Source organism: Actinoallomurus vinaceus (assembly GCF_039542055.1).
Classification (GTDB): domain Bacteria; phylum Actinomycetota; class Actinomycetes; order Streptosporangiales; family Streptosporangiaceae; genus Actinoallomurus; species Actinoallomurus vinaceus.
In genome coordinates this window covers 697186-723944 of record NZ_BAABHK010000001.1, presented here as the reverse complement: position 1 = coordinate 723944, position 26759 = coordinate 697186, and the positions used below count along the sequence as shown (strand labels likewise).

Genomic DNA, 26759 nt, shown 5'->3' with positions numbered 1-26759 from the left:
CCGTCGGCGCGCAGCTCAGCGGCGTCTCCCGGGCGCTGCGGCCGCTTCTCCCGGCCGCGGAGGATGTGACCAACGAGACATCGACACCTCACCGGCACCTACGGTAAAGGCGGACGGTCAGGAGCTCAGAGCGGTGCGCAGGCGACGCTCGTCGACCCGCCAGAAGTCGTGCTGCACGCCGTCGACGAACGTGACCGGGATCTGGTCCCAGTAGCGCCGCGTGTCCTCCTCGGAGGCGGTGATGTCGCGCTCCTCCCAGCCGACGCCGAGGTCGCCGCAGACGCGCGAGATCACCTCGCGCGCGTCGTCGCACAGGTGGCAGCCCGGCTTTCCGAGCAGCAGGACGCGGGACGTGTCAGCCATGAGGCCAGCGTACGGACGGGTTCGACGGGTGGGGCGGCTGGGAGGGGTGCCCGTTCGGTCGCGGAGGGGCCGGGCGCGGGCCGGTCACGTCGTGGGGAGCCGGACGCGGGCCGGTCACGTCATGCGGAGCGGGGCGCGGGGCGGTCGCGTCGTGGGGCAGGCGATTCGGATCGTGGATCGGCCGCTGGGCCGGGTGCTGCGGCCTGGGCGGCTCCTGGGCCGCATACGCGGGCCTCGGCGTGTCCTGGGTCGAGTACTGCGGCCTCGGGGACTCCCCGGTCGAGTACTGCGGCCTCGGCGGCTCCTGGGCCGGACGCGGGGGCTCGTACGCCGGGCGGGCGGCCTCGTGGGGCGGACGGTGCCCGTTCTGCGGCGGACGCTGGGCGTCGGGCGGCGGCGCGACCTTCGCGGCGGTGGTGGTCAGCTCGATGACGTTCGTGCCCGCGACGTGGGTCCGCGCCTCGGCCGCGAACCGCTGGACGTGCGGCTGCCGCGTGTGGTTCTCCACCGCGGCGGCGTCGTGGAAGAGCTGGTAGAAGATCCGCTGCAGCGGCGCGTTGTCGACGGAGTGGCAGGCGTAGACCAGAGTGCCCGGGTCGCGCTCGATCACCGTGCGGGTGACCTCGGCGGCCAGCCGGTCGAACGCCTCCTGGTGCCCGTCGATCAGGGTGTACATGGTGATCCGGCCGTACTGCCCGAAGGGGAACGGCAGCGGTCCCGACGTCCCGGGCGCCGGCGCGAACGACGGCTGGCCGGAGTACTGCCCGCCCGCCGGCCGGCCCTGGGGAGGGATGCCCTGCTGCGGAACCGATGGCCGCCCGTGGGGAGGCTGCCCTGCGTAGTTGGACATCTCGTCGTACGGCTCCGCTTCTTCTTCGTCTTCGTCGTCGTGGGCCTGCTGCGGCAGCACGCGGGCGGTCCCGAACCAGATCAGGGCGACGGCGCCGCCGAGCGCGAGCGGCGCCAGCGGTCCGGGCAGGAAGCCGCGCGTCGCGGTGACCACGAGCACCCCCGCGAGCGCGACCATGGCCACGGTGAGCATGATCTCGGTGGCGGCGCGGTCGCGCTTGTTGCCGCGCATCGCGGTGACCGCGACGCAGGAGACGAGCGACACGACCGCGAAGACGTGGCCCCCGTCGAGGATGAGCTTGGGCAGCGACGAATAGTGACCGGGGACCTTCGGCAGGCTCTTGCCGAAGGTGCCGATGATGGGGTCGAGCAGGATGATGACCACGGCCACGACGACGTACGAGCCGGCGATGAGCCGTGCCGCGAAGCGCGCCTGCACCGTGCGGGCCACCAGCTCGACGACGCCGAGCGCCAGGCTGAACGGTGCCAGCAGCCCGCCGAACAGCTCCACGAACCGCAGCAGGGCGGGCGAGAAGCCCGTCGCGAACCCGGCGGTCATCGCGCCCAGCGCGAGGCCGAGGGCGGCGAGCGTGCCCGTCCAGGCGAAGAGGTAGATCCGCCGCTCGGGGAACGCGCGCACGGCGAGCAGCCCCGCGCACCCGAAGGCGGCGAGGGTCGCCAAAAGTGCCACCGCGACGTTGACCATCGCCCCCCATGGTGCCCGATCACTGGAGTGGACAGGTAACGGATCGCCCGGTCCGCCCGCGGAAATCGCTATGCGCTGCATGAGCGGATATACGAGCTGATTCGTCATCGGCCGCCATTGCCATAGTTACTCGCTGGTATCTAGCATGTCCGCACACATCCGGTGGCCGCTCAGCACCGAGGAGTACTGGATGCGCAGTCTCACCCTCGATCCCCCTCTCGCGTCCCCCGAGGCGACCGGCGGCACGGTCGCCCCGAAACCCGCCGACGACCAGGACGAGCTGCGTGACCTCGTGCTCCGGGCCCGGGCCGGCGAGTCCGACGCCTTCGCCGCCCTGTACGGCCGCTACGTCGACCTCGTCTACCGCTACGTCTACTACCGCGTCGGCGCACACCCCCTCGCCGAGGACCTCACCAGCGAGACGTTCCTGCGGGCGCTGCGCCGGATGAGCGTGTTCACCTGGCAGGGCAAGGACTTCGGCGCCTGGCTCGTCACCATCGCCCGCAATCTCGTCCTGGACCACTTCAAGTCCAGCCGGTACCGGCTCGAGATCTGCACGGCGGAGCCCGATGACGGGGACCGCTGGGAGGAGGGCCCCGAGCGCGCCGTCCTCGACTCCTTCACGCACCGGGCGCTGTTCTCGGCGGTCCGGGCCCTGGGCTCGGAACAGCGCGAGTGCGTCGTCCTGCGGTTCCTGCACGGCCTCTCGGTCGCCGAGACCGCCGTGATCATGGGAAAGAACAGCGGGGCGATCAAGGCGCTCCAGCACCGCGCCGTGCGCTCCCTCGCCCGGTCCGTCCCGCCCGATGTTCACTGAAGCGACACTGATGACTGACGGTCCCTGTCGATTACGGCTGATCGAAAGTGGTTACCCTCGTCTCATGCGGTTGTGGCCATGGGGTGACGATGCCGAGGACGCCGAACTGGCAGGTGAGGCGGCCGCGGCGGCTGCGGAGATCGACGAGCCGCCTGCGGTGCCCGATCCCGGTGCCGCGGCGTTCTTCGACGTCGACAACACGTTGATCCGAGGCGCGTCGATCTACCACTTCGCGCGCGGCCTCGCCGCCCGCAAGCTGTTCACCTTCCGCGACCTGGCGCTGTTCGCGCTGGGTCAGGCGTCGTTCCGGATGCGCGGCTCGGAGAACGCCGAGCACATCAGCACCGCGCGCGAGGCCGCCCTGGCGTTCGTCGCCGGGCGCAGCGTGAGCGAGCTCGTCAGCCTCTGCGAGGAGATCTACGACGAGAAGATGGCCGACCGGATCTGGCACGGCACGCGTGCCCTCGCGCTCAAGCACCTGGACGCCGGCCAGCAGGTCTGGCTCGTCACGGCCACGCCGGTCGAGCTCGCCCGGATCATCTCGCACCGGCTCGGCCTGACCGGCGCCCTCGGCACCGTCGCCGAGACCGAGAACGGCGTCTACACCGGGCGGCTGGTCGGTCACCTCCTGCACGGCCCCGCCAAGGCCGGTGCCGTGCGGGCGCTCGCCAAGCGCGAGGGCCTGGACCTGTCGCGCTGCTCGGCGTACAGCGACTCCTACAACGACCTGCCGATGCTGACCGCGGTCGGCCATCCCCACGCGGTCAACCCCGACGCCGACCTCCGCGAGCACGCCCGCGAACACGGCTGGCCGGTCCATGACTTCCGCACCGGCCGCAAGGTCACCATGGTCGCGCTGCCGACCGCCGCCGGAGCCGGAGCCCTCGTCGGCGGGGTCGCCGCCGGCATCGCGCTCCGCCGCCACTACCGCGACCGCTGAGCCGCAGCGGGTGCCCGCAGGCGCCATCGCCGCCGGAGCGGCCCTCCGTCACCACCGCGACCGCTGAGCCGCCGCAGGCGCCATCGCCGCCGGAATGACCCTCCGCCGCCACGACCCCAGCCGCGCTGAACCGGGTGCGGGCTGACGACCAACGGCCGGGCCGTGGCACGCCGCGAGCCGTCCGCCACCGTGAACGACCCCGGGCCCGACGCACGACGCGGCGCGCCGGACACGACCCGGCCCCACGTAACGACATCGTTCCCAGGACGACGGAGCCCGCCAGGGGCGAGGCACCCCCGAGGTGCCGCCCTGGCGGGCCCTGTCGCGTCCGCTCAGCGGCCGCTGAGGCGCAGCATGGCCTCCGGGTAGCGGGCGCCGGCGACCGGCAGCTCCAGCTCCTTCAGCTCCGCCTCGCTGAGCTTGATCTCGGCGGCGGCGAGGTTCTCCTCGAGCCTCGCACGCCGCTTGGTGCCGGGGATCGGCGCGACGTCCTGCCCCTGGTGCAGCAGCCAGGCCAGGGCCAGCTGCGCCGCCGTCACGCCCTTGCTCGCGGCCATCTCCCGGACGGCCTCCGCGGCCTTGACGTTGGCGTCGTAGTTGGCGCCCTGGAAGCGCGGGTCGTTGCGACGGTAGTCGTCCTCCCCGTACTCCTCGGCCCGGCGGACGTCGCCGGTCAGGAAACCGCGCCCGAGCGGCGAGTACGGCACGAGGCCGATGCCGAGCTCCCGGATGGCCGGCAGGATCTCGTCGTCCAGTGCCCGCTCCCACAGCGAGTACTCCGACTGCAGTGCCGACACGGGGAACGCGGCGTGGGCCCGGCGGATCGTCTCCGCGCCGGCCTCGGACAGGCCGAAGAACCGGACCTTGCCCTCCTGGACCAGCTCGCCGACGGTGCCGGCGACGTCCTCGATCGGCACCTCCGGGTCGACGCGGTGCTGGTAGAGCAGGTCGACGTGGTCGGTGCCGAGACGCCGCAGCTGCTGCTCCAGCACCTGCTTGATGTGCTCGGGACGGCTGTTCAGGCCCTGACGCTCGCCGTTCTCGTCGATGTCCCAGCCGAACTTCGTGGCGATGACCGCCTCGTCACGGCGGCCGCTCAGCGCCCGGCCGAGGAGCTCCTCGTTGGTCCAGGGGCCGTAGATCTCGGCCGTGTCGAAGAAGTCACAGCCGAGCTCCAGCGCCCGGTGGATCGTGGCGGTGGACTCCTGGTCGTCGCCCTGACCGTACGCCCAGGTCATGCCCATGCAGCCCAGGCCGAGCGCCGACACTTCGAGTCCCTGCGTGCCCAGTCTTCTCTTCTCCATGGCGACCAGACTCCCCCTTAGAGCGCGCTCTAAGTCAAGCCGGGCTCAGAAGTGCACAGGTTCGAGCTGCCGCCAGTTCTGCGGCCGGCCGGGCGACGGTGTTCAGCGGTCGATGCTGGCCATGTTCGCCTCGTCGTGGCGCTCGCCCGAGGCCGGGGTGAGGTTGTTCAAACGGTCGAGCTGAGTGGCACTGAGTTCGATGCCGTCGGCGGCGGTGTTTTCTTCGACGCGCGAGACCCGCCGGGTTCCGGGGATGGGGGCGATGTCGTCGCCGCGGGTCAGCAGCCACGCCAGCGCGGTCTGTGCCGGCGTGGCTCCGATCTCGGCGCCGATGGCCTGCACTTCGTCGACGATGCGCAGGTTGCGTTGGAAGTTCTCGCCGGTGAAACGCGGGTTGGTCTTGCGCCAGTCGTCATCGGCGAAATCGTCGACAGTGCGGATCTGCCCGGTCAGAAGACCGTGCCCGAGCGGCGAGTAGGGAACGAATCCGATACCGAGCTCGCGCAGCAGCGGGAGGATCTTGGCCTCGACGTCGCGGGTCCACAGGGAGTATTCCGTCTGCAGCGCGGCCACCGGATGCACGGCGTGCGCCCTGCGGATCGTCTCGGGGCCGGCCTCGGACAGCCCGATGTGGCGCACCTTGCCCTCGGCAACCAGCTCGGCCAGCGCGCCGACGGTCTCCTCGATGGGAGTGTTCGGGTCGACGCGGTGCTGGTAGTAGAGGTCGATGTAATCGGTGCCGAGCCGCTTGAGCGAGCCTTCGACCGCGGCCCTCACGTTGCCGGCGCTACTGTCGGTAACGCCGGGGCCGCCACCGGAGTGGGAGACCAGACCGAACTTCGTCGCCACGACAACGTCGTCGCGCCGGCCCTTGATGGCCTTACCAACGACTTCTTCGCTGTGGAAGGGGCCGTAGATCTCGGCGGTGTCGATGTGGGTGACCCCGAGGCCCAGCGCCCGGTGGATGGTGCGGATCGACTCTGCGTCATCGAGTCCCCCGCCCGTCGTGTAGGTGCCGGCCATGGTCATGGCCCCCAGGCCGATGCGAGAGACATCAAGCCCACCCAGGGATACGTGTTTCATCGGATACTCCTTGTCGTGGCGGCCGTCAGGCCTGGTCGGTGGGCATAACCGAGGGTTCGGCGATCGAGGCGTGCCGAGGCCAGGTCACGATGTAGGCGATCCCCTCGGCAATGTCAGCCGGGTCGAGCCGCTCATGCCGCTCAGCGGGTCCGCTATCCAGACAACCACCCGACAGCCCCGCCCGGACCCCCGTGCGGGGTACCGCTCCACCGGGGGTCTGCCAGTACCCCCTCCATGGCCCCGACCAGCCGGGACCCGCCGTACGGTGGACGCATGGACCGCAGTACCGAGATCCGTGAGTTCCTGCGCACCCGCCGGGCACGGATCACCCCCGAGCAGGCCGGCATCGCCCCGCACCCGGGCGCCCGCCGGGTGCCGGGACTGCGCCGCGAGGAAGCCGCCCAACTCGCCGGGGTCAGCGTCGACTACTACATCCGCCTGGAGCGGGGCCACACCCGGGGCGTCTCCGAAACCGTTCTGGAGGCCGTCGCCCGCGCCCTGCAACTGGACGACACCGAACGCGCCCACCTCTTCGATCTCGCCCAGCCCACTGCGGCCCGGACTCGCCGCAAGCGACCGCTCGCCCCGCAAAGGGTCCGCCCGGCCGTCTATCGAGCCCTGGAATCACTCAGTGTCCCCGCCATGGTCCTGGGGCGACGCATGGACGTCCTGACGGCCAACCGACTCGGCTACGCCCTCATCACCGACTTCGAAGCCCGACCCCACCGCGAACGTAACGCCGCCCGCTTCGTCTTCCTCGACGAAACCGCCCGCACGCTGTACACCGACTGGGAGCGGGTCGCCGGCGACTGCGTGGCCACGCTGCGCCTGTACTCCGGACGCCAGCCAGACGACCCACAGCTCACCGAACTGATCGGTGAGCTGTCCCTGCACAGCGGCACCTTCCGCCGCATGTGGGCCGACCACGATGTCCTCGCCCACACCACCGGAACCAAACGCCTGCGCCACCCGCTCGTCGGCGACCTCACCCTCGACTACGTGGTCCTGGCCGTCGAAGGCGACCCCGACCAGACGATCGTCATCTACACCCCCGAACCCGCCTCCCGCTCCGCCGAGGCCCTCAACATCCTCTCCAGCTGGACCAGCACCTCCACCGCCGGGCCGCACGCCCCCGACGAGACACACAACCCAGCCAGCTGACACGGGCGACACCCACAACGCGAGCAACGTCACCTGGGCAGCTTCGCGGTGCGCTATTGCGAGTTACTGCGGGGATCTCACGCCAGCAGCTGAACGCCGGCCGCGCAGTGATCTACATACGGAGATGCGGGTTCGCGGTCGCCGAGCGTCCAACGGCAGCCCGCGCGTATTCCACTAGTGCAGCGCGCTGCCCGCCAGCCACTGTCGCCACGATCGCGTCGCCGGCTGGCCTTTACAGGTCGCCTCCATGGTGGTGACCCGCGCCTTTTTTCGCGCCGGCCCCGCCGGCTCGGTCAGAAGAAGATCGAGGCGCGACGGCGGAGCAGGTCGTACAGCATGTTCTGGATCGTCTCGCGGACCTGGTCGGTCAGGTTGAGCACGGTCATGTGGTCGTCGGCCTGCTCGGGGTCGTACTCGTCCGTCATGATCGGCTCGCCGAACGCGATGATCCACTTGGAGGGCAGCGGCACCAGGCCGAGCAGCCCGAACATCGGCCACGTCGGCGTGATCGGGAAGTACGGCAGGCCGAAGAGCCGGGCGATCGACCGCAGGTCGGCGATCTTCGGGTAGATCTCCTCCGCGCCGACGATCGCGGCCGGGATGATCGGCACCTGGGCGCGCAGCGCGGTGGCGACGAACCCGCCCCTGCCGAACCGCTGGAGCTTGTACCGCTGGCTGTACGGCTTGCCGACGCCCTTGAACCCTTCGGGGAACACCCCGACCAGTTCGCGCTTTGCCAGCAGGCGCGCGGCGTCGGCCTGGCAGGCCAGCGTGTGGCCGCTCTTGCGGGCGAGGTGGGCCAGGACCGGGATCTGGTAGACGAGGTCGGCGCCGAGGAGGCGCAGGTTGCGCTTTGCCGGGTGGTGGTCGTGCAGCCCGACCTGCAGCATGACACCGTCCAGCGGCAGCGTGCCGGAGTGGTTGCCGACGACCAGGGCGGGTCCCTCGTCGGGGACGTTCTCCAACCCGAACATCTCGGCGCGGAACCATCGCTCGTACAGCTGCCGGGCCAGCGGCATCAGCAGGCGGTCGTTCAGCTCCGGGTCGAAGCCGAACTCGTCGACCTGGTAGTCGCCGTTCAGCCGGTGGCGCACGAACCGGAGCGCCCCCGCGATCCTCTGCTCGAGCTCTCCCGGCGGCTCGGTACCGCGGTCGGGCCTGTCGCCGTGGAGCGGGATCACCTCGGCCTCGTGGCGCATCTCCGCTCTCGCTTCCTCGGACATCAGATCGTGGTCACCTCCTGCTGAAGCCCCTTACCCCGCCGGTGACCAGGTCAAAGATTCCTGTCGGGAGGTTGTGGCCGAGCCCCTGCGAATCGGCGAAATCCGCGAATGCCTCTTCGGAGCTGTACTTCGGGCGCCACGAGAGCTCGTTCGTCAAGCGGGTCGTGTCGATCACCCGGCCGTACGTCAGCCAGCGCAGCATCTCGGGCGAGAAGCCCTTCAGCCCGCCGAACCTGCGGCCGACGTCGCCGAGCGTCTGCACGGCGGGCGCCGGGAGCGGCAGGATGGGCCGCCCGGCCCGGCGCAGGGCCTGGGAGAGCAGCACGACGCCGTCGCCGGCCGCGTTGAAGGTGCCGGGATGGTCCTCCACGGCCATCCGGCGCAGGATCTCGACCCCGTCGTCCTCGTGGATGAACTGCAGGCGCGGGTCGTAGCCGAACACCGTCGCCACCACCGGCATCTGGAAGTAGCGGCTCAGCGGATTGTCGACGTTGGGGCCGAGGAAGTTGGCGAAGCGCAGCACGGAGACCGTCAGGTCGGAGCGGCGCCGGGCCAGGCCACGGACGTACCCCTCGACCTCGACCGCGTCCTTGGCATAGCCGTGCGTCGGCGGGGCCACCGGCTCGTCCCGCTCGGTGAACACGGCCGGGTCGCGAGGCGACGAGCCGTACACCGCCGCGGACGAGCGCACCACGAGCTTGCGCATGGCCGCCGACCGCTGGCAGGCGGCCAGCAGCTGCATCGTGCCGATGACGTTGACTTCCTTGGTCGTCATCCGCGCGGCCGCGGTCATGGTCACCAGGTTGAGGTGCACGACCGTGTCCACCCGCGCCGAATCTATGACCTTCGCGATGCTCGGCGTGCGGATGTCGACCCGGACGAACTCGGTGCGCCCGAGGGGCGCCGCGGGCGGCACGGTGTCGACGCCGATGACCCGCTCGATGCTCGGCTCGGCCTGCAGCGCGTCGGCCACCCGTGCTCCGAGGAACCGGGACACGCCGGTGACCAGGACCACCCGGCTCGAACCGGGGCCTGGCGCTGCGCTCGCGGAGGGACGCGTCGAAGGCACCGGTGTCCCCCCATCCGTGGACGGCTGCGTTACTTCTTGTTGCGACGCTGGATGCGCGTCTTCTTCAGCAGCTTACGGTGCTTCTTCTTGGCCATGCGCTTACGACGCTTCTTGATGACAGAGCCCACGGAACCCTCACTCGATGATCAGCAGGAGACGGGCGATCAGCACCCTTGGCGGGCACATGGCCCGGTGCCCAAGGGTACCGCCGCCTCGACGCCGATCGGTCGCAGGCCGCCGCTATGCCGCGAAGGCCGAGCGTCAGCCCGCTTCGATGTACGCGTCCCGTAGATAGTCGTGGACAGCCTGTTCTGGTACGCGGAACGATCGTCCCACGCGAATCGCCGGTAGTTCTCCCGAGTGAACGAGGCGGTATACGGTCATCTTGGACACCCGCATCACCGACGCCACCTCGGCCACAGTCAGAAACCTGACCTCGCTCAGAGGTCGCTCGCCTGAGCTCATCGGACGCCCTCTTCCACACGCCGCGCGTCAGACCTTTGGGTGACTTTGATCACGGCCGTGTACTTTCCTCCAGCGTAAATCGTGAATCGCGAGTCGCAAGAGGGGAGTTCAATCAATCAGGTCCGAATGTGTCAAAAGATACACAGTGAGCGGCGTGTAGTGATGCGGGAGCACGTTGTCGTCCAGGGGAACCACGGTACGGATCTTCCCCTCCGCCTCCCCTGCGAACAGGGCGGGGTCATTGCAGTCCGCAAATCCCAGCGTGTCGATGCCCTCCTGGCCGGCCGCCCCGGCCCACCCGTGGTCCGCGATGGCCAGATCCGGCCACGGTCCGCGACCTCCGGAAAGTTCTCGCAAAATCGCGCGCATCGGGTCCGGATCATGCGTATGGTGCAGCGACCCGCCGCCGCTCAGCGCCGCGACGCTCTCGATGTAGCGGATGTGCCGCCGCTCCACCCCGCGCGGCGTCTCCACGCCGTACGCCCATCCCGCCGCGGGCGTCAGCACCCGGCAGCCCCGCGCCCGCAGCGCCCGGCCCACCGCAAGGTACACCGGCAATAGCCCGGCCGGATGCCCGGTGGCCAGCAGCACCGTCTCCCGGCGCTCCGCCGCCTCCCCGAGCCGCCCGGCCATGGCCTCCAGGGCGTCGATGGTGAGGTCCGGGTCGATCGTGTCGTCCCCGTACAGGTGCGACGGGTCCGGATCGATCCCGCACTTCTTCACCATCAGCGCGAAGATCTCATCGAACGTCCAGTCGTTCTCCAGTTCGAGGCCGAACAGGTAGTACGGCTTGCGCGCCGCCATCCGCCGGTAGTGCAGGAGGTTGCCCTGACGCGGCGTGGCGACCGGCCCCGCAATGAGCGTGCGGACCAGGTGCTCCCGCAGCTCGTCACGGGTCGGCACCGGCTCGTCCACGAGGATCACATCATCGGGTCCAGGCCGTGCTCCGGGAACACCGCCTGCCGTGTCGCCATCACCGCCCGGTCCACCGGATCCGCCGGGTCGTACCCGCTCTCCCACGTTCGCACCTCCGTGTCGGCTCCATCGGTCATGCGTTCGGGCGCGTGCCGCCCGGTACGGCCACGGACGAACTCGCGCCAGGACTCCGGGGTCGGTGTGTCCGGCGGGATCGGCCGCCCCGACGCCTCGGCCAGCAGGTGGGTCCAGGCGCGCGGGACCACGTGGACGAGCTCGTAACCGCCGCCGCCGGTCAGGATCCAGCGGCCGCCGGCCGTCTCGTGGGCCAGCCGGTGCAGGGCCTGGTACGCGGCGCGCTGCCCGTCGATGCTCAGCGTCAGATGGGCCAGCGGATCGAGCTCGTGGCTGTCACAGCCCTGCTGGGTGACCAGGATCTCCGGGGCGAACTGCCGCAGCAGCGGCGGCACGACGGCGTCGAAGGCGCGCAGCCAGTGCCGGTCGCCGGCGCCGGGCGGCAGGGCGACGTTGACCGACGTGCCCTTCGCACCGGTCTCCTGAGGCGTCCCGGTGCCGGGGAAGAGCGTGCGCGGCGTCTCGTGCAGGCTGATCGTGAGCACCCGCGGGTCGTCGTAGAAGGCCGCCTGCACGCCGTCGCCGTGGTGGACGTCGACGTCGACGTACGCGACCTTCTCGGCGCCCTGCTCCAGCAGCCAGGCGATGGCGATGGCCGGGTCGTTGTACACGCAGAACCCGGACGCCGCGCCGTGCATCGCGTGGTGCAGCCCACCGGCGACGTTGGCGGCGTGCTCGGCCTCGCCCGTCCACACCGCCCGCGCGGCCGCCACCGACGCCCCCGCCACCAGCGCGGACGCGTCGTGCATGCCGGAGAAGACCGGGTTGTCGGCCAGCCCGAGCCCGCGCGCGACGTCCAGCCGCTCGGCCCGTACGGCCTCGATGTAGGCCGGGTCGTGGACGAGCGTCAGGAGCGCGTCGTCGGCCGGCTCGAACCCCTCGACCGACACGCCGGGCGCGTCGAACACGCCGAGCTCACGGGCGAGCGCCATCGTCAGCTCGACACGGACGGGGTTCAGCGGATGCTCGGCCCCGAAGTCGTACGACAGCAGCCGGTCGTCCCAGAAAACCCGAAACGTGGCACTCACCGGCATACCTCCCGATCGGTGGACCCCACCGGTCACGCTACATGTAGGCTGCGCGGCCATGGCGCTCGAGATGCGCGGCGCGTGCGAGCGCTGCGCCGCAACCCTTGACCAGAACGGCCTGGCCTACATCTGCAGCTTCGAGTGCTCGTACTGCGGGCCCTGCACGCGGCAGCTCGCCCACAAGTGCCCCAACTGCGCCGGCGAACTGGTCCGTCGCCCCACCCGCATCTGACGCTCACCTCGGCAGCGTGACGGGCTCCACAGGCCGTTCCACACGGCGGCCGGAACGCCGCTGGGGCATCGCCAGGGACGCCGCCGTGCAGGCGAAGGGCACCGCCGGCAGGACGTACCGGTAGTCGAAGTCGGTGGTGAGGAGCGGCACCGCGAGCAGGCATGCGGGGCGTCATGATCACCGAGACCGCGCCGAAGGTCAGCGGCGGCTGACGAGGACGGGTTCGGGCTCGGCGCCGATCGTGCGGGTACGGCCTGCACCGAGGCCGGGCACGACCAGGGCCACGAACACGACCAGCATCACGCTGGAGGGAACGCTCCAACCGTGGGTGGCGTCGTGCAGCGCGCCGATGGCGAGCGGGCCGAGGGCGGCGATGACGTAGCCGATGCCCTGCGCCATCCCGGACAGCTGGGCGGCGACGTGCGCGTCGGGGGCGCGTAGGCCGATGAACGACAGGGCGGTGGCGAACCCGATGCCCTGTCCCAGCCCGAGCACGATGATCCACAGCCAGACCGAGCCGATCGGGGCCCAGGCGATGCCCGCGAAGCCGATCACGCCCAGCACGGCGGTCAGCGCGACGAGGGGCCGCTGGTCGCGCAGCCGGCGTTCGATCACCGGGACGGCCAGCGCGCCGACGGCCTGCAGGAGGCTGGTGACGCCGAGGGCGTAGCCGGCCGCCGTCTCGCTCAGCCCCCGGTCCTGGCAGAGGGTCGGCAGCCAGCCGGAGACGACGTACGCCGTGAGCGACTGGATCCCCATGAACGCGGTGACCTGCCAGGCCAGCCCCGAGCGCCACACCTGGGGCGATCCGGCGGCGGGCGGTACGGCGGCGACGGCCGTCCGGGCGCGGGGCAGCCACGCGACGGCGGCCAGGGCCGCCGGGATGGCCAGCAGCGCGAGGGGCAGCCGCCAGGTCGACCCGGCGGCGTGCTCGATCGGCACCGCGATGGCCGAGGAGACGGCGGCGCCGCAGGTCACCGCGATCGTGTAGACCGCCGTGACGGCGAGGATCTTCTGCGGGTGGTCCCGCTTGATGATCGCCGGGACGGCGATGTTGCCGACGCTGATCGCGATCCCGGCCAGGAGCGCCCCGCCGAACAGCGCGAGCTGCGAGGGGAGCACGCGCACCAGCAGGGCGACGACGAGCAGGAGCATGCTGCCGACCAGCAGGGGCTCCCCGCGCGGCGAGCGCCGCAGCAGGGGAAGGACCAGCCCGAACGAGCCGAAGAACACCAGCGGCAGCGTGGTCAGCGCGCCCGCCGCCGCGCCCGACAGGTGCAGGTCGCCCTGGATCTGGCTGAGCAGCGGGCCGACCGCGACGATCGCCGGGCGCAGGTTCAGCGCGACAAGGACGATCAGCACGATCCCGGCGTAACGCCTCACAGGACATCCTCCAGCGCGCGAAGGGTCGGTTCGACGATGGCGGCCGCCACGCGGCCGGCCGCCTCCGCGTCGCCCTCGGCGATCGCCTGCAGCACGGCGTGGTGCAAGGCGGGACCGGCCTCGGGCAGGTCGCGGTCCTCGCGGAGCACGCTCAGCGACTCGCGCAGCCGGTGCCGGAAGAACCGGAACGCCTCGGCCAGCAGCGGGTTGCCGGCCGCCTCGACGACGCCCAGGTGGAACCGGGAGTCCGCCTCACCGAAGGCGGCCGGATCATCGGCGGCGTCGCGGTCGCGCAGGAGCGCCTCGAGACGGCTCAGGTCGTCCGCGGTGCGGCGCACCGCCGCGAGCTTGGCCGCCTGGACGTCGTAGGCGAGCTGCACTTCGAAGACGTCGCGCAGCGACGCCCGCTCGACCCGCCGCAGCAGCGGACGCGGGTCGGCGGCGCTGCGCACGTACGTGCCGTCGCCCCGGCGTACCTCCAGCACGCCGACGTGGCTGAGGGCGCGGATCGCCTCGCGGACGGCGGGCCGACTGACCCGCAGCAGGGCGCTCAGCTCGTGCTCGCCCGGGATCCGGGCGCCGACCGGCCATGCGCCGGAGGCGACCTGCTCGTGCATCTGGTCGAGCACGGCCTCGACCGCCGACCCGCGTTGCACCGGCTGTAGCGACACGCCGGGACCTCTCTCCTGCCAGATGTCAGACGTCTGATGTCCAACTCTACATGTTTGTGACGTGAAGAAGCGGACATGTGGGGCATCTAACTAAGTAGGTGACTCCTGGCCTAGGGGGCGGTTGCGTTGGCCAACGTCGAAGACGCCGAGATCCCACCGTACGAACGGATCCCCAGCTCGCAGAGCCGCGCGCTCGCCGCGGCCATCCGGCTGGGGATCCGGCCTTTCTCCGGCCGCGTCAAGGGCGGCCCGGCCGGAGTCCGGCTGTGGCGCAGCCTCCTGGGCGCGGGCGCCTACTGCCTGCGCGCCGATCCGCGCGTCAGCGTCGAGCCGTTCAACGACCCGTGCGTGGAGAGCCCCGAGATCCGGCGGCCGGTCCGCGGCGAGTGGCTCCGCCCGCCCGGCGGCGACGCGCGGAACGGCGTGGTCCTCTACCTGCACGGCGGGGCGTACGCGATCTGCTCCCCGCGCACCCACCGGGTGATCACCACTCGCCTCGCGATGGAGACGGGCATGCCGGTGCTCGTGCCGCGCTACCGGCAGGCGCCCGAGCACCCGTTCCCGGCGGCGTTCGAGGACGCGCTGGACGCCTACCGGCTGCTGCTGGCGCGCGGCCTGCCCCCGGAGCGGATCACCGTCGTGGGGGACTCCTCCGGCGGGCATCTCGCGGCCTCCCTGGCCGGCGAGGCCTGCCGTACGGACCTGCCGAAGCCCGCCGGCGTCGCGCTGTTCTCGCCCTGGATCGACCTGACCGGCGAGCTGGCGACGACCTCGCAGATGCTGCGCAAAGATCCGTTCATCGTCCCGGCCGTCGCGACGCGATTCGGCCGGCTGTACGTCGGGTCCGGTGATTGGAGCGATCCAAGGCTGTCGCTGCTCAACTGCGCGAGCGCCGACCTTCCGCCGTTCCTCATCCAGGTCGGCGGCATCGAGGTGCTGCGCGACGAGGCGGAGCGGTTCGCCGAGGTGCTGGCCGAGGCGGGAGCCGTGTACGAGCTACAGGTGTGGCCCGGGCAGATGCACGTCTTCCAGATGTTCAACCGGCTGCTCCCGGAGGCCGACGCCGCGATGCGGGAGGCCGCCCGATTCATCCGCCGCAATGTCGACCACGGCTCGTTCCCCGAGGCGACCCGGCCCGCCGCCGACGCCCCACCCCCCGCAGCCGCCTGACTCGCGGAGCCGCCCTGGCCCGCCGCCGATGTCCCGTAGCCGCCTGACTCGCCCCGGGGCTGCCTGACTGGTACCGCCGGCACCGTGCCTCCCGCGGCGCCGTCGGCCGCCCGGCCGCGTCGTTCGAGGCGGCCGGGCGGTGGGCTCTCTTCAGGCGGTCAGCCCGATGGCCTTCCTGGCCGCCGCGAGCGTCGGCTCGGCCAGGGCGCGGGCCTGCTCGGCTCCGGCCCGCAGCACCTCCTCCAGCTCGGCGCGATCCGCGGCGATCTCGTCGTACCGCTTCTGCAGCGGCTCGAGCAGCCCGATCACCGCGTCGGCGGTGTCCCGCTTCAGCGCGCCGTACGAGGCATACGACAGCGTCTCGACCGGCACGTCCGTGCACGCGGACAGGATGTCGAGGAGGTTGGACACCCCGGGCTTGCCCTCCGGGTCGTACGCCACCTCCGACCCGGAGTCGGTGACCGCCCGCATGACCTTGCGTCGTACGACGTCGACCGGGTCGAGCAGGTAGATCGTCCCCGGGGAGTCGACCGACTTGCTCATCTTCCGCGACGGCTCGGCCAGGTCCATGACGCGGGCCGCCGTGGCCGGGTGCACCGCACGCGGCAGCGCGAACACCGGGCCGTACTGCCGGTTGAAGCGCTCGGCCAGATCACGGGTCAGCTCGACGTGCTGGGACTGGTCCGCGCCGACCGGCACCTCGGTCGCCTGGTAGAGCAGGATGTCCGCGGCCATCAGCGCCGGGTAGGTGAGCAGCGACAGGCGGACGGCCTCCTGGCGCGCCGACTTCTCCTTGAACTGGATCATCCGGTGCATCTCGCCGTAGTAGGCGGTGCTCTCCAGGAGGTACGACAACTCGGTGTGCGCGGGGACGGCGCTCTGCCGGAAGAACACGCACCGCGCCGGGTCGATCCCGGCGGCGACCGCCAGGCCGGCGAGTTCCAGGGACCGCTCGTTCAGCAGCGCCGGGTCGTGCGGGGTCGTGAGGGCGTGCAGGTCGGAGATCCCGTACACGTGGTCCGTACGGGACGCGTCCGGGCCGAGCCGCTGCGCGGACGGGTGCAGCGCGCCGAGCAGGTTGCCGAGAGTCGGACGGCCGGACGGGGTGAAGAGACTGAGAACGCGGGCCACGGTGACTCCCTGGGACAGAGCCGCCTCGCCGGCGCGCGGGTAACGGCCGCCGAGGCGGCGGCCGTTGGATGGATCGCGAGAATGGATCGGCCGCCGTCAGGCGGCCCACCAGCTACTGCTCAGCGATCCTCGCATGGCGTCAGTCTAGACCACCGGAAACGTCGGGCGCCGGTACGGCCATGAAACGTGAGCGTTCAGTTGGCCGACCCTGCCGACGTGGAAGCGTTGGTGAGCATACGCTTGCACCATGAGCGCCCAGCCGGTAGAGCACTATGAGGACCCGCGCGACCCGCAGATCATCCTCCGCAGCCTGCCCGAACGCGAACGCTCCGTGTTCCTCAAGGACTACCGGGAGGCCGTCGACGCGGCCCACGACCCCGCCGGATACCGGATCCTGCAGCACAAACTCGAGAGATGGGCCACTAAGGTGAGGATCCTCGATAACGTGCTCGAGCAGAATCCGAACTACTACGAGGATCTCGACGCCAGCCGCCAGGCGATCCTCAACGGGACCGCGGACACCGTCCCGGTCGAAGAGGCCTTTCCCGACTGGAACGAATTCGCTACCAGAGCGCATACACACCGCTACGGTTAGCATTCGTGGCGTTCAGGGTCCAGTTAACCCCTCAGGCGATCCGTCAGATCGCCGGCCTGCCCGAGTCGGCGGCGAAAGCTCTCCGTCTCACGCTCGTGGACGTTCTCCAGGACCCCTATGAGCCGATGATCACGGCGTCGGCCGACGCTCCAGGCTTCCGAGAAGCCGTGTTCGGTGGGTTCGGCATCGTTGAGTTTCAGCCGTGGGACGACCTCGGCGTGGTGATCATCCATTACGTCATGTGGGCCGGTTGAGCCAGGCTTCGCCAAAAAAGTCCGACCTCGGTGCGACCATCGCGGTATGACGGAAACAGTCGCGTTGCCCGTCCGCGGGCCGTTCGACCTGGCGGCGAGCATCCGGTTCCTCGAGGGGTTCACGCCGGCCGGGCGGCCGGACGCGGGACGGCATCGCGGCACGCTCGCGCTGGCCTTCCCCGCCGCGCCGTCGTGGCGGCCCGTCGGCGTCCGGCTCCGCCAGGAGGGTGACCTGGGAGCGAGCCGAAGGGACTCGACGACGGGGGAAGGCGGCGTCCTGGGGCGTCCCGGAGGCGAGCGGGAGACGCGGGTCCTCGCCGAGATCGACGCGCACCCCGACGACGTGGGCCCGGCCACCGAGCACGCCCGGCGCATCCTTTCGCTGGACGTCGACGGCACGGGCTTCGCCGCGATCGACGACCCGCACGTCGCCCGGCTGCGGCAGGAGCATCCGGGGCTGCGGCCGGTGCTGTTCCACTCGCCGTACGAGGCGGCCTGCTGGAGCGTGATCGGGCACCGCATCCGCATCGTGCAGGCGGCCGCGATCAAGCAGCGCATGGCCGAGCGCCTCGGCGACCGGGTCGGCGGACTCGCGAGCTTCCCCGGTCCGGAGCGGCTGCTGACCGTCACCGACGTGCCGGGGCTGCCGCCGGTCAAGATCGAGCGGCTGCACGGCATCGCCCGCGCCGCGCTCGACGGCGACCTCGACGCCGGGCGGCTGCGGGCCATGGAGACCGCGCAGGCCCTCGTCGAGCTACAGCGGATCCCCGGCATCGGGCTGTTCTCCGCCGAGCTCATCCTCATCCGGGGCGCGGGGCACCCCGATGTGTTCCCCGCCTCCGAGCGCCGGCTGCACGACGAGATGGCACACGAGTACGGCCTGCACGACCCCAGTCCGGCGCGGCTCGCGGCGATCGCCGAGGCCTGGCGGCCCTACCGGTCGTGGGTGGGGCTGCTGCTGCGCGTCCGGCGCGAGCTGGAGACGGCGGAGATCGCCCGGGGCCGCCGCGTCACCCGCTGACCGGCTCCCCACACCGGGATCGCCGAGAAACGCCGGTCACCCGCTGACCCCGGCCACGCGTGCCGGGATCGTCGAGACCGCCGGTCACCCGCTGACGCGCTCCCGGGTGGAGACGTGCCAGAGGCCGAGCGCCGCCGCGACGGTCGCCACGGCCTCGGCGACGGTCGTGACGACCTTCTCGGTGTACCACACCGGCTCGTACATGTTCGGTAGAGGTCCGAGCGACCCCACGTCGACGTACCGGTAGAGGAGCACCGCGCCGAGCGCGCTGGCCGCGACGACGAAGGCGATGCCGTACGTGAGCCGGGTGGCGCGCACGAGCACCAGCATGGCGACGAGCGCGGCGACGATCCCCTGGATCCAGAACAGCGTGCCCTCCGAGAGGCCGCCGCCCGGCGATCCCATGTCCCCGGCCAGATGGATGTGAATGATCGCGTCGGCCGCGAGTCCCGCGACGACGAGCAGGCGAAGTATCAGGCCCATACCCGTCTTACCGTTCCCACGGGCCGATCGGTTCAATTCCCGGCCGAGAAATGCACCTCCCGGCCGAAAAAGCTTCGCGGGTCAGCCGGCGCCGAGCTCGCGGCCGCGGTCGCGGGCGGCCTCGATGGCCTCGATGACGGCGGCGCGGACGCCGTGGCGCTCCAGCTCGCGGATGGCCGAGATCGTCGTGCCGGCGGGCGAGGTGACCGCCTCGCGCAGCATGACCGGGTGGTCGCCGGAGTCGCGCAGCATGACCGCCGCACCGACCGCCGACTGGATCACCATCTCGAGCGCGGCGGCGCGCGGCATGCCGAGCAGGATGCCCGCGTCGACCATCGCCTCGACGAGGTAGTAGAAGTACGCGGGGCCGCTGCCGGACAGCGCGGTCGCGGCGTCCTGCAGCGACTCGGGGATGCGCAGCACCTTGCCGACCGGGCTCAGCAGTTCCTCGGTCAGCTTGAGGTGCTCCTCACCGGCGTGCGTGCCGGCGGAGATCACGCTCATCGCCTCGTCGACGTGGACGGGCGTGTTGGACATCACCCGGACGACCGCGACGTCCTCGGGCAGCCGCTCCTCGATGAACGCGGTCGGGATGCCCGCCGCCAGGGAGATGACCAGCCGCCCGGCCGGGACGTGGTCCTTCAGCTCCGCGAGCAGCGTGCCCATGTCCTGCGGCTTGACGGCCAGGACGAGGGTGTCGGCGGTCGCGGCGGCCTCGGCGTTGGTGACGACCTGGACGCCGTACCGCTCGCGCAACTGCGCCCCGCGCTCCTCGCGCCGCGTCGTGACCAGCAGCTCGGACGACTTGCGCCCGGCCCGCAGCACCCCGGACAGCAGTGCCTCGCCCATCTTTCCGGCACCGAGAATCGCGATCATCTTCGTCAGCCTCCCGTCTCCCAGAAGCGTACCGAGCCGCCCGCCCCGTCAGGTCCGTGACCTGGCGGCCGTCGAAGCGGCGGAAAGGAACTGACTCTTGCGGGTGATCCTCTGCGACCGATGTTGTCAATGAGGATCGAGTCGCTGCATGAGAAGACCCAGAGCGGGCGTGGCCATCACCCTCGCCGGACTCGCGGCCACCGGATTCCCGGCCACCGCGCACGCCACCCCCGCCACCCCCAAGACCCCGAAGGCCGCGAAGACGGCCGCGGCCAGGCTTCCCGCGGGCCGATCGTGGAAGGTGACCCTGGTGACCGGGGACACCGTCCAGGTCCATACGGTCAAGAACCGCCCACCGATGGTGTCCGTCCAGCCGGGAAAGGGCCGGACGAACGTGCCGTTCGTCCGGGACATCCGGCCTGATGGAACGATCCGCGTCATCCCGGTCGACGTAGGACGACTCATCGGCAAGAAGATCGATCCCGCGCTCTTCAACGTCACCACGCTGATCGAACAGGGGGACGACGACGCCTCACGTTCGACCCTCCCGTTGATCGTGCAGGGCGGCGATGCCCAGGGACGCAGCCTGAAGGCCGTCCGCGCGACCGCCGTACGCCAGCCCAAGGGCAAGCGCCCGGCCGCGCTGACCGCCTCCGGAAAGCTGGCCTCCGGCGTGCAGCACATCTGGCTGGACCGCAAGGTGAAGGCCACGAAGCTGGACCGCGACCTGGAGCAGATCGGGGCTCCCGCCGCCTGGACGGCCGGAGCCACCGGCAAGGGCGTCGACGTCGCCGTCCTGGACACCGGGATCGACGCCACGCACCCGGACCTGAAGGGCCAGATCGCCGAGCAGCAGAACTTCGCGACCGACAGCAAGGACACGGTTGACCGGTTCGGCCACGGCACCCACGTGGCCGCCACCATCGCCGGTACCGGCGCCGCCGCCCACGGCCAACGCAAAGGCGTCGCCCCGGACGCCCACCTGCTCATCGGCAAGGTGCTGGACGACACCGGCAGTGGCTACGAGTCGGACGTCATCAAGGGCATGGAGTGGGCGGCCCCGAAGGCCAAGATCGTCAGCATGAGTCTCGGCAGCCCGGTCGATGACACGGCCGACCCCGACAGCGACCCGGTGGCGAAGACCGCCGACGACCTCACCGCCCAGTACGGCACGCTCTTCGTCGTGGCGGCCGGCAACGACGGGCCGGACGCCGACACCGTCGGGTCCCCCGGTATCGCGCCCGCCGCGCTGACCGTCGGTGCCGTCGACGGCGACGACAAGCCGGCCGACTTCTCCAGCCGTGGTGGCAGTCTCCTGAAGCCGGACATCGCCGCGCCCGGCGTCGACACCGTCTCCGCCCGGGCCGCCGGCACGACGATGGGCAGCCCGGTGGACGCGTACTACACCGCCGCCAGCGGCACCTCGATGGCGACACCTCACGTCGCCGGAGCCGCGGCCGACCTGCTGCAGAAGCACCCCGACTGGACGCCGGCCCGGTTGAAAGCGGCCCTGACGTCGACCGCGCACGCCGTGACCGGCAGCGTGTACCAGGTGGGCGCCGGGCGTCTCGACGTGGCGGCCGCCGTCGCGGCGACCGTCACCGCGGACGACTCCGGCGTCGCGTTCGGCCGGATCCCCCACGGCTCGACGCAGACCGTGACCAAGAAGCTGAGCTGGACCAACACCGGCTCCTCGCCGGTGGAAATGCGGCTGTCGGCGGCGTTCACCGACCACGCCGGCCACGACCCCGGCGCCGTCCAGGTGCCCGCGTCGGTGACCGTCCCGGCGGGCGGCTCGGCGTCCGCGACGCTGACCCTCGACCCCAGCCGCCTGTCCACCGGCGGCTACTACAGCGGTGCGGTCACCGCGCAGGCGGGCGGCGTCACGCTGCGCACCCCACTCGGCGCGTTCGCCGAACCGGAGACCCACACACTCACTCTCAAGGCAACGCCCCTTCCGGACGCGCCCAAGGGGAGCACCGTGGCGGAGGCGTGGGTGATCAACCTGGACGACCCGAACACCCTCTCGACCCTTTCGGCGATCGACGATTCGGGTGTCGCCACGGTGCCGGTCGCAACCGGCCGCTACATCGTGCTCGGTCTGATCGAGGAGACGGGTTCGGAGTCGGCGCCGATCGCGCTCGCGGGCACCTCAGAGGTGAACGTCGACCGGGACACCGCGCTGTCACTGGACGCTTCGAAGGCCGAACCGGTGAAGATCGCAGCCCCGGGCGCGTCGAAGATGAGCGACCTGTCCCTCCAGATCGAACGCGGCACCGCTGACGGCATCTGGAATTTCCAGCTCGACTATCCGACCCTCTACAGCACCCCGATCGACGCCCCGAAGACCGGGACCTTGAATGTCTACGTCGGCGGCCGAGTGTCGAGTGATGACGGCACGAAGGTCTACAGCCTGCTGCACGACCTTGGCTCCCGGGTCCCCGACAAGATCGACTACACCGCGGACCAGGAGGAGTTCGCACGTATCGACGAGCGTTTCCACGCGCTCGGCGGCGACACGAGCACGCCCGTCAGGCACGTACGGCGCGGCGTGACCCCCGCGGGCTTCATGGTCGACCAGACACCTGAAGACGTCGCCGCCGGCTCGGCGCGCACCGACTACGTGACCGCCACCGGCGGGGTCCGCTGGCAGGACGAGGCCGGGCCGGCGAATGACACGGTCGGCCGGCTCCCTCAGGAAACCGTACGGACGTACTCCCCCGGCGGGGTGTACACCGAGGATTGGATGCGCCAGCCGACCCGGCCCGGTCCGTACTCCGCGACCGGGGAGACCGGCAGCTTTTGCGTTCCTCGGCCGGTCACCCGCGCGCCCGGGAACATCCACGTCGAACTGGTGCCCCTTCAGGACCGCGTCGACGGATTCGACTGCACGGTCGCCATTGGTGACGACCTGCCTGGGCAGGCCACTCACTCGATGAAGCTTTACGCCGACGACAGCCTCGCCGGCACGAGTGCGCATTCCTACGGGGACTTCAGCGTGCCCGCCAAAGCCGGCACCTACCGGCTCGTCTACGACCTGGACACCTCGAAACTCACGCCGGTGTCGGGGAAGACGTCGACGACGTGGACGTTCCGCTCGAAGCCGGGTGAGACACGGGTGCCGCTCCTGACCGTGGACTACGCCCTGCCGCTGGACCTGCTCAACCACCCGAACGGCGACACCGCCACCTTCACCGTCGCCCGCGTCAAGGGATCCGCCACCGCCAAGGCCACCGGCCTGAAGCTGTGGACCTCCCTCGACGACGGCACCACCTGGCAGGAAGCCACCGTCACCGCCGGGAGCAACGGCAAATACACCGCCAAGCTCCCCAAGGCCGGCAACGGCCAGGGCGTGTCCCTGCGCGTCCAGGCCACCGACTCCGGCGGCAGCAAGATCGACCAGACCGTCATCCGCGCCTACACCGGCAACTGAGCCGTCTCCCTGGCGGTCGCCGCGCCGGCGACCGCCAGGGATCACCGGCCACTCGGAGCATCCGCCCGAATACATCCGGAATTCGTCGGAAACATCCCGGGTTCTGCGACCAATCCTCTGTGACAGATGTTGTCCAAGAGAATCGAGTCGCCGAATGAGAAGACTCAGCGCGGGCGTGGCGATCACCCTCGCCGGTGCCGCGGTCGCCGGGGTCCCGGCCGCCGCACACGCCACGCCCGCCCGTACCGCGACGTCCTCGCAGGCCGCGAAGGCGGCGAGGCTCCCTGCGGGCCGGTCCTGGAAGGTGACGCTGGTCACCGGGGACGTCGTGCAGGTACGGACCGTGAAGAATCGCCCTCCCCTCGTGTCGGTGAAGCCCGGCTCCGGACGCGGCAACGTGCCGTTCCTCAAGGACATCCGGCCGGACGGGACCGTCAAGGTGATCCCCGGGGACGTCGTCGGGAAGGTCGGCAAGCTGTACGACCCGGCGCTGTTCGACGTCACCACGTTGATCCAGGAGGGTGACGACGACGCCAAGCGGTCCGACCTGCCGCTGATCGTGCAGGGCGGCGGCGCGGTGAAGGCGCTGGCGGCGGGCAGGACGCTGCACAGTCTCGGCGCCACCGCCGTACACCAGCCGAAGTCCCAGGGGCCCGCGCTGGCCCGCAGCGCACTCGCCGGGAGCGTCAAGCACATCTGGCTCGACCGCAAGGTCCATGCCCTGGCCCTCGACCACAACCTCACCCAGATCGGCGCCCCCGCCGCCTGGAAGGCCGGCGCCACCGGCAAGGGCGTCAAGGTCGCCATCCTCGACACCGGCGTCGACGCCACCCACCCGGATCTGAAGGGCCGGATCGCCGAGCAGAAGAACTTCAGCCAGGCCAAGGACACGGTCGACCGCTTCGGGCACGGCACGCACGTCGCCGCGACGATCGCGGGCACCGGTGCGGCCGCCAAGGGCGCGCGCAAGGGCGTCGCCCCCGACGCCGACCTGATCATCGGCAAGGTCCTCGGCGACGACGGGGGCGGCGAGGAATCCGGCATCATCGCCGGAATGGAGTGGGCCGCTCCCAAGGCCAGGATCGTCAGCATGAGCCTCGGCGGCCCGGTCGAGGACCCGGCCAACGATCCCCTGTCCACGGCCGTGAACGACCTCACCGCCAAGAACAACACGCTGTTCGTCATCGCGGCCGGGAACGACGGGCCGGCTACGAACACCGTCGGCACCCCCGGAATCGCCGCCTCGGCGCTGACCGTCGGCGCGGTCGACGGCCACGACAAGGTCGCCGACTTCTCCAGCCGCGGTGACCAGGGGACCGTCAAACCGGAGATCTCCGCCCCCGGCGTCGACATCATCGCCGCGCGCGCCGCCGGGACCTCCATGGGAACGCCCGTGGACTCCCGCTACACCTCCTCCAGCGGCACCTCCATGGCCACCCCGCACGTCGCCGGGGCCGCCGCGGACCTGCTGCAGAAGCACCCCTCCTGGACGGCCGCCCGGCTCAAGGCCGCGCTGGTGTCCACCGCCCACGGAGTGCCGGGAACCGTCTTCCAGGTCGGCGGCGGCCGGCTCGACGTCGGCGCGGCGACGGCGGCCACCGTCATCGGCGACCAGCCCGCCGCCTCCTTCGGGCCGATCCCGCACGGCGCGACCGGTGCCCTGACCAAGCAGCTGAGCTGGACGAACACGGGCGCCAAGCCGGTCACGCTGAAGCTCGCGGCCACCCTGGCCGACCGTGCGGGCCACGCGGCCAAGGGTCTGAGCGTGCCGGCCTCCGTCACCGTTCCCGCGGGCGGGTCCGCGTCCGCCGCCGTCACCCTGGACCCCCGTGGGCTCACGACCGCGGGCGGCTACAGCGGGGTGGTGACCGCGACCGCGACCGGCGTGTCGCTGCGCACGCCGGTGGGCGCCTACGCCGAACCGGTCCTGCACACGCTGACGGTGAAGGCGACCGCGCTGCCGGGCACGCCGAGTGGCGCCTTCGGCGCGGGGGCGTCGGTGGTCAGCGTGGACGACCCGAACCTGTTCAACGGTCAGGCCACCGTGGGCGCGACCGGGACCACGACGTTGCGGGTGCCCGCCGGGCGGTACGCCGTCCTCGGCGCCGTTTGGGACGACACGAAGAACAAGACGCGGATGGCGTTCGCGGGGACGCCGGAGGTGTCGGTGACCGGCGACACGACCGTCACCCTCGACGGCGCCCAGGCCAAGCCGGTGAAGGCGTCCGCGCCGGGCACCACGATGGCCGACCCGACCCTGCACGTCGAGCGCACGGCCGGCGGATTCAACTGGGCGGTCGACGTCGCCGTGTTCGACGGCACCGCGTCGCCGGCGGTCTACAGCGTCCCGACCGGCACGGCACGGACCGGTTCGTTCCATGCCTACGCGGCGTTCGCCCTGGACAGCGCGAAGACCGTCTACTCGGTGCTGCACGACCTCGGCGGCAGGGTTCCCGCCTCGGTCGACTACAAGCCCGACCTGAAGGACTTCGCCCGCCTCGACCAGCGATTCGGCTCGGTCGACGGCTCGACCAAGACCGCGGTCGACCCGCACCGCTACGGCATGTCTCCGGTGGGATACCTGGTGAGCGAAGGCGGCGGCAACCAGGTCACCACCGGGTCGACGCGCGTCGACTACGTCACCGGGGAGCCCGGCGTCCGCTGGCTGGAGGAGGCCGGTCTCGAGGGGAGCTTCACCGAGTTCCCCTGGTTCGCCCAGCTGCCGCTCCGGCACTACGCGGCCGGCCACCGGTACACCATGAACTGGTTCCGTTCGCCGTTCCACCCCGGACCGTACTCGGCCACCGATCCGATGCTGGGATACGCGATCGAGCCGGTCACCCGGACCGGTGACGGGATCCACGTGGAGCTGAACGACACCCAGAACGAGCCGGACGGCCTGGACAACCAGGCCGGCGACGATGTCTGGGAGAAGAAGATCAAGCGGTCGATGCGCCTGTACGCGGACGGCAAGGCGGCGTCCGGCAAGGTCCAGGGGTACATCGGCGACTTCACCGTCCCGGAGAAGGCCGGCACCTACCGGCTCGACTACACCACCGACGTGTCCGCGGCGCTGCCCATCTCCACCAAGACGTCGACGACGTGGACGTTCCGGTCGAAGCCGGGTGAGACGCGGGTGCCGCTGCTGACCGTGGACTACGCGTTGCCGCTGGACCTGCTCAACCACCCCAGCGGTGACACCGCGACCTTCACCGTCGCCCGCGTCAAGGGATCGGCCGCTGCCAAGGCCACCGGCCTGAAGCTGTGGACCTCCCTCGACGACGGCAAGACCTGGAAGGCCGTCACCGTCACCGCGGGAACCGGCGGCAAGTACACCGCCAAGCTTCCCAAGGTCACGAAGGGCCAGGCGGTGTCCCTGCGGGTCCAGGCCACCGACAACGGCGGCGGAAAGATCGACCAGACCATCATCCGCGCCTACACCGGAGGCTGAT

Annotated in this window: 26 protein-coding genes; 10 read left to right on the top strand and 16 right to left on the bottom strand. The window is 71.1% G+C overall.

Going from position 1 to position 26759, the window contains the following annotated elements; genetic code table 11:
- Nucleotides 1-117 precede the first annotated feature (117 nt).
- Both ABEA24_RS03160 and ABEA24_RS03155 read right to left on the bottom strand, forming a co-directional pair.
- Nucleotides 118-363 (bottom strand): glutaredoxin family protein, encoded by a 246-nt coding sequence (locus tag ABEA24_RS03160; protein WP_345429076.1) that lies wholly within the window; start codon nucleotides 361-363, stop codon nucleotides 118-120.
- A complete protein-coding gene (locus ABEA24_RS03155; RefSeq protein ID WP_345429075.1) occupies nucleotides 356-1918 on the bottom strand; it encodes a putative quinol monooxygenase in 1563 nt (520 codons plus the stop codon). The genes ABEA24_RS03160 and ABEA24_RS03155 overlap by 8 nt, the downstream gene beginning before the upstream one ends.
- Before the next feature lie 145 nt (nucleotides 1919-2063).
- On the opposite strand from ABEA24_RS03155, the gene ABEA24_RS03150 reads away from it, so the two are divergent.
- Nucleotides 2064-2735: a sigma-70 family RNA polymerase sigma factor gene (locus ABEA24_RS03150; protein WP_345429074.1), complete on the top strand. Its 672-nt coding sequence runs from the start codon at nucleotides 2064-2066 to the stop codon at nucleotides 2733-2735.
- A gap of 64 nt (nucleotides 2736-2799) precedes the next feature.
- Nucleotides 2800-3675, top strand: a complete 876-nt coding sequence (locus tag ABEA24_RS03145) for an HAD family hydrolase (protein WP_345429073.1) — start codon at nucleotides 2800-2802, stop codon at nucleotides 3673-3675.
- Between the two features lie 332 nt (nucleotides 3676-4007).
- Here the strand turns inward: ABEA24_RS03145 and ABEA24_RS03140 are convergent, their stop codons facing one another.
- Together ABEA24_RS03140 and ABEA24_RS03135 are read right to left on the bottom strand one after the other, a co-directional pair.
- Nucleotides 4008-4979: an aldo/keto reductase gene (locus ABEA24_RS03140; protein ID WP_345429072.1), complete on the bottom strand. Its 972-nt coding sequence runs from the start codon at nucleotides 4977-4979 to the stop codon at nucleotides 4008-4010.
- Between the two features lie 102 nt (nucleotides 4980-5081).
- Nucleotides 5082-6062, bottom strand: coding sequence for an aldo/keto reductase (locus tag ABEA24_RS03135; RefSeq protein ID WP_345429071.1), 981 nt, complete (start codon nucleotides 6060-6062; stop codon nucleotides 5082-5084).
- A gap of 273 nt (nucleotides 6063-6335) precedes the next feature.
- Between ABEA24_RS03135 and ABEA24_RS03130 the strand changes: the two genes are divergently transcribed.
- A complete protein-coding gene (locus ABEA24_RS03130) occupies nucleotides 6336-7223 on the top strand; it encodes a helix-turn-helix transcriptional regulator (RefSeq protein ID WP_345429070.1) in 888 nt (295 codons plus the stop codon).
- A 293-nt stretch (nucleotides 7224-7516) separates the two neighbouring features.
- Here the strand turns inward: ABEA24_RS03130 and ABEA24_RS03125 are convergent, their stop codons facing one another.
- The 6 genes from ABEA24_RS03125 to ABEA24_RS03100 form a co-directional block, all read right to left on the bottom strand.
- Nucleotides 7517-8446, bottom strand: coding sequence for a lysophospholipid acyltransferase family protein (locus tag ABEA24_RS03125; protein ID WP_345429069.1), 930 nt, complete (start codon nucleotides 8444-8446; stop codon nucleotides 7517-7519).
- A 10-nt stretch (nucleotides 8447-8456) separates the two neighbouring features.
- Complete coding sequence (locus tag ABEA24_RS03120) at nucleotides 8457-9461, bottom strand: NAD-dependent epimerase/dehydratase family protein (RefSeq protein ID WP_345429068.1); 1005 nt, start codon at nucleotides 9459-9461, stop codon at nucleotides 8457-8459.
- 83 nt (nucleotides 9462-9544) lie between these two features.
- Nucleotides 9545-9643 (bottom strand): 30S ribosomal protein bS22, encoded by a 99-nt coding sequence (locus tag ABEA24_RS03115; protein WP_018654693.1) that lies wholly within the window; start codon nucleotides 9641-9643, stop codon nucleotides 9545-9547.
- Nucleotides 9644-9776: 133 nt separating this feature from the next.
- Nucleotides 9777-9980, bottom strand: a complete 204-nt coding sequence (locus ABEA24_RS03110) for a helix-turn-helix domain-containing protein (RefSeq protein WP_067466901.1) — start codon at nucleotides 9978-9980, stop codon at nucleotides 9777-9779.
- A gap of 108 nt (nucleotides 9981-10088) precedes the next feature.
- The gene (locus tag ABEA24_RS03105; protein ID WP_345429067.1) at nucleotides 10089-10895 is read right to left on the bottom strand and encodes a phosphatase; all 807 of its coding nucleotides are present in this window, start codon (nucleotides 10893-10895) and stop codon (nucleotides 10089-10091) included.
- 5 nt (nucleotides 10896-10900) lie between these two features.
- Nucleotides 10901-12064: an acetoin utilization protein AcuC gene (locus tag ABEA24_RS03100; RefSeq protein ID WP_345429066.1), complete on the bottom strand. Its 1164-nt coding sequence runs from the start codon at nucleotides 12062-12064 to the stop codon at nucleotides 10901-10903.
- Nucleotides 12065-12116: 52 nt separating this feature from the next.
- Here ABEA24_RS03100 and ABEA24_RS03095 point away from each other — a divergent pair, with 52 nt between their 5' ends.
- Nucleotides 12117-12290 carry a DUF1272 domain-containing protein gene (locus tag ABEA24_RS03095; RefSeq protein WP_345429065.1) on the top strand — a complete coding sequence of 58 codons (174 nt, stop codon included), beginning with the start codon at nucleotides 12117-12119 and terminating at the stop codon, nucleotides 12288-12290.
- Between the two features lie 3 nt (nucleotides 12291-12293).
- On the opposite strand, the gene ABEA24_RS03090 is transcribed toward ABEA24_RS03095, so the two are convergent.
- From ABEA24_RS03090 to ABEA24_RS03080, 3 genes are read right to left on the bottom strand one after another with little or no spacing between them, the layout of a single operon-like run.
- On the bottom strand, nucleotides 12294-12440 hold the full coding sequence (locus ABEA24_RS03090; protein ID WP_345429064.1) for a hypothetical protein: 147 nt from the start codon (nucleotides 12438-12440) through the stop codon (nucleotides 12294-12296).
- Nucleotides 12441-12488: 48 nt separating this feature from the next.
- The gene (locus ABEA24_RS03085; RefSeq protein ID WP_345429063.1) at nucleotides 12489-13673 is read right to left on the bottom strand and encodes a CynX/NimT family MFS transporter; all 1185 of its coding nucleotides are present in this window, start codon (nucleotides 13671-13673) and stop codon (nucleotides 12489-12491) included.
- A complete protein-coding gene (locus ABEA24_RS03080; protein WP_345429062.1) occupies nucleotides 13670-14344 on the bottom strand; it encodes a FadR/GntR family transcriptional regulator in 675 nt (224 codons plus the stop codon). The genes ABEA24_RS03085 and ABEA24_RS03080 overlap by 4 nt, the downstream gene beginning before the upstream one ends.
- Nucleotides 14345-14470: 126 nt before the next feature.
- On the opposite strand from ABEA24_RS03080, the gene ABEA24_RS03075 reads away from it, so the two are divergent.
- Nucleotides 14471-15514: an alpha/beta hydrolase gene (locus tag ABEA24_RS03075; protein WP_345429061.1), complete on the top strand. Its 1044-nt coding sequence runs from the start codon at nucleotides 14471-14473 to the stop codon at nucleotides 15512-15514.
- A 150-nt stretch (nucleotides 15515-15664) separates the two neighbouring features.
- Here ABEA24_RS03075 and trpS read toward each other — a convergent pair whose 3' ends face one another.
- Nucleotides 15665-16645 carry a tryptophan--tRNA ligase gene (gene trpS / locus ABEA24_RS03070; RefSeq protein ID WP_345429060.1) on the bottom strand — a complete coding sequence of 327 codons (981 nt, stop codon included), beginning with the start codon at nucleotides 16643-16645 and terminating at the stop codon, nucleotides 15665-15667.
- A gap of 247 nt (nucleotides 16646-16892) precedes the next feature.
- On the opposite strand from trpS, the gene ABEA24_RS03065 reads away from it, so the two are divergent.
- From ABEA24_RS03065 to ABEA24_RS03055, 3 genes are read left to right on the top strand one after another with little or no spacing between them, the layout of a single operon-like run.
- The gene (locus ABEA24_RS03065; protein ID WP_345429059.1) at nucleotides 16893-17240 is read left to right on the top strand and encodes a DUF6247 family protein; all 348 of its coding nucleotides are present in this window, start codon (nucleotides 16893-16895) and stop codon (nucleotides 17238-17240) included.
- 5 nt (nucleotides 17241-17245) lie between these two features.
- Nucleotides 17246-17494 carry a hypothetical protein gene (locus ABEA24_RS03060; protein ID WP_345429058.1) on the top strand — a complete coding sequence of 83 codons (249 nt, stop codon included), beginning with the start codon at nucleotides 17246-17248 and terminating at the stop codon, nucleotides 17492-17494.
- 46 nt (nucleotides 17495-17540) lie between these two features.
- Entirely contained in the window at nucleotides 17541-18515 is a 975-nt protein-coding gene (locus ABEA24_RS03055; protein WP_345429057.1) for a DNA-3-methyladenine glycosylase family protein, read from the top strand.
- 84 nt (nucleotides 18516-18599) lie between these two features.
- Here ABEA24_RS03055 and ABEA24_RS03050 read toward each other — a convergent pair whose 3' ends face one another.
- The gene (locus tag ABEA24_RS03050; protein WP_345429056.1) at nucleotides 18600-18998 is read right to left on the bottom strand and encodes a hypothetical protein; all 399 of its coding nucleotides are present in this window, start codon (nucleotides 18996-18998) and stop codon (nucleotides 18600-18602) included.
- An 81-nt stretch (nucleotides 18999-19079) separates the two neighbouring features.
- Nucleotides 19080-19874, bottom strand: a complete 795-nt coding sequence (gene proC, locus ABEA24_RS03045; protein WP_345429055.1) for a pyrroline-5-carboxylate reductase — start codon at nucleotides 19872-19874, stop codon at nucleotides 19080-19082.
- A 148-nt stretch (nucleotides 19875-20022) separates the two neighbouring features.
- Here proC and ABEA24_RS03040 point away from each other — a divergent pair, with 148 nt between their 5' ends.
- Both ABEA24_RS03040 and ABEA24_RS03035 read left to right on the top strand, forming a co-directional pair.
- The gene (locus ABEA24_RS03040) at nucleotides 20023-23307 is read left to right on the top strand and encodes a S8 family serine peptidase (protein WP_345429054.1); all 3285 of its coding nucleotides are present in this window, start codon (nucleotides 20023-20025) and stop codon (nucleotides 23305-23307) included.
- 154 nt (nucleotides 23308-23461) lie between these two features.
- Nucleotides 23462-26758 (top strand): S8 family peptidase, encoded by a 3297-nt coding sequence (locus tag ABEA24_RS03035; protein WP_345429053.1) that lies wholly within the window; start codon nucleotides 23462-23464, stop codon nucleotides 26756-26758.
- Nucleotide 26759 lies beyond the last annotated feature (1 nt).

What these genes read in the sequence shown, in the direction of transcription:
- ABEA24_RS03160 (WP_345429076.1), bottom strand. Translation starts at nt 363, where the DNA reads ATGGCTGACACGTCCCGCGTCCTGCTGCTCGGAAAGCCGGGCTGCCAC.
- ABEA24_RS03155 (WP_345429075.1), bottom strand. Translation starts at nt 1,918, where the DNA reads ATGGTCAACGTCGCGGTGGCACTTTTGGCGACCCTCGCCGCCTTCGGG.
- ABEA24_RS03150 (WP_345429074.1), top strand. Translation starts at nt 2,064, where the DNA reads ATGTCCGCACACATCCGGTGGCCGCTCAGCACCGAGGAGTACTGGATG.
- ABEA24_RS03145 (WP_345429073.1), top strand. Translation starts at nt 2,800, where the DNA reads ATGCGGTTGTGGCCATGGGGTGACGATGCCGAGGACGCCGAACTGGCA.
- ABEA24_RS03140 (WP_345429072.1), bottom strand. Translation starts at nt 4,979, where the DNA reads ATGGAGAAGAGAAGACTGGGCACGCAGGGACTCGAAGTGTCGGCGCTC.
- ABEA24_RS03135 (WP_345429071.1), bottom strand. Translation starts at nt 6,062, where the DNA reads ATGAAACACGTATCCCTGGGTGGGCTTGATGTCTCTCGCATCGGCCTG.
- ABEA24_RS03130 (WP_345429070.1), top strand. Translation starts at nt 6,336, where the DNA reads ATGGACCGCAGTACCGAGATCCGTGAGTTCCTGCGCACCCGCCGGGCA.
- ABEA24_RS03125 (WP_345429069.1), bottom strand. Translation starts at nt 8,446, where the DNA reads ATGTCCGAGGAAGCGAGAGCGGAGATGCGCCACGAGGCCGAGGTGATC.
- ABEA24_RS03110 (WP_067466901.1), bottom strand. Translation starts at nt 9,980, where the DNA reads ATGAGCTCAGGCGAGCGACCTCTGAGCGAGGTCAGGTTTCTGACTGTG.
- ABEA24_RS03100 (WP_345429066.1), bottom strand. Translation starts at nt 12,064, where the DNA reads ATGCCGGTGAGTGCCACGTTTCGGGTTTTCTGGGACGACCGGCTGCTG.
- ABEA24_RS03095 (WP_345429065.1), top strand. Translation starts at nt 12,117, where the DNA reads ATGGCGCTCGAGATGCGCGGCGCGTGCGAGCGCTGCGCCGCAACCCTT.
- ABEA24_RS03065 (WP_345429059.1), top strand. Translation starts at nt 16,893, where the DNA reads ATGAGCGCCCAGCCGGTAGAGCACTATGAGGACCCGCGCGACCCGCAG.
- ABEA24_RS03055 (WP_345429057.1), top strand. Translation starts at nt 17,541, where the DNA reads ATGACGGAAACAGTCGCGTTGCCCGTCCGCGGGCCGTTCGACCTGGCG.
- ABEA24_RS03050 (WP_345429056.1), bottom strand. Translation starts at nt 18,998, where the DNA reads ATGGGCCTGATACTTCGCCTGCTCGTCGTCGCGGGACTCGCGGCCGAC.
- proC (WP_345429055.1), bottom strand. Translation starts at nt 19,874, where the DNA reads ATGATCGCGATTCTCGGTGCCGGAAAGATGGGCGAGGCACTGCTGTCC.
- ABEA24_RS03040 (WP_345429054.1), top strand. Translation starts at nt 20,023, where the DNA reads ATGAGAAGACCCAGAGCGGGCGTGGCCATCACCCTCGCCGGACTCGCG.
- ABEA24_RS03035 (WP_345429053.1), top strand. Translation starts at nt 23,462, where the DNA reads ATGAGAAGACTCAGCGCGGGCGTGGCGATCACCCTCGCCGGTGCCGCG.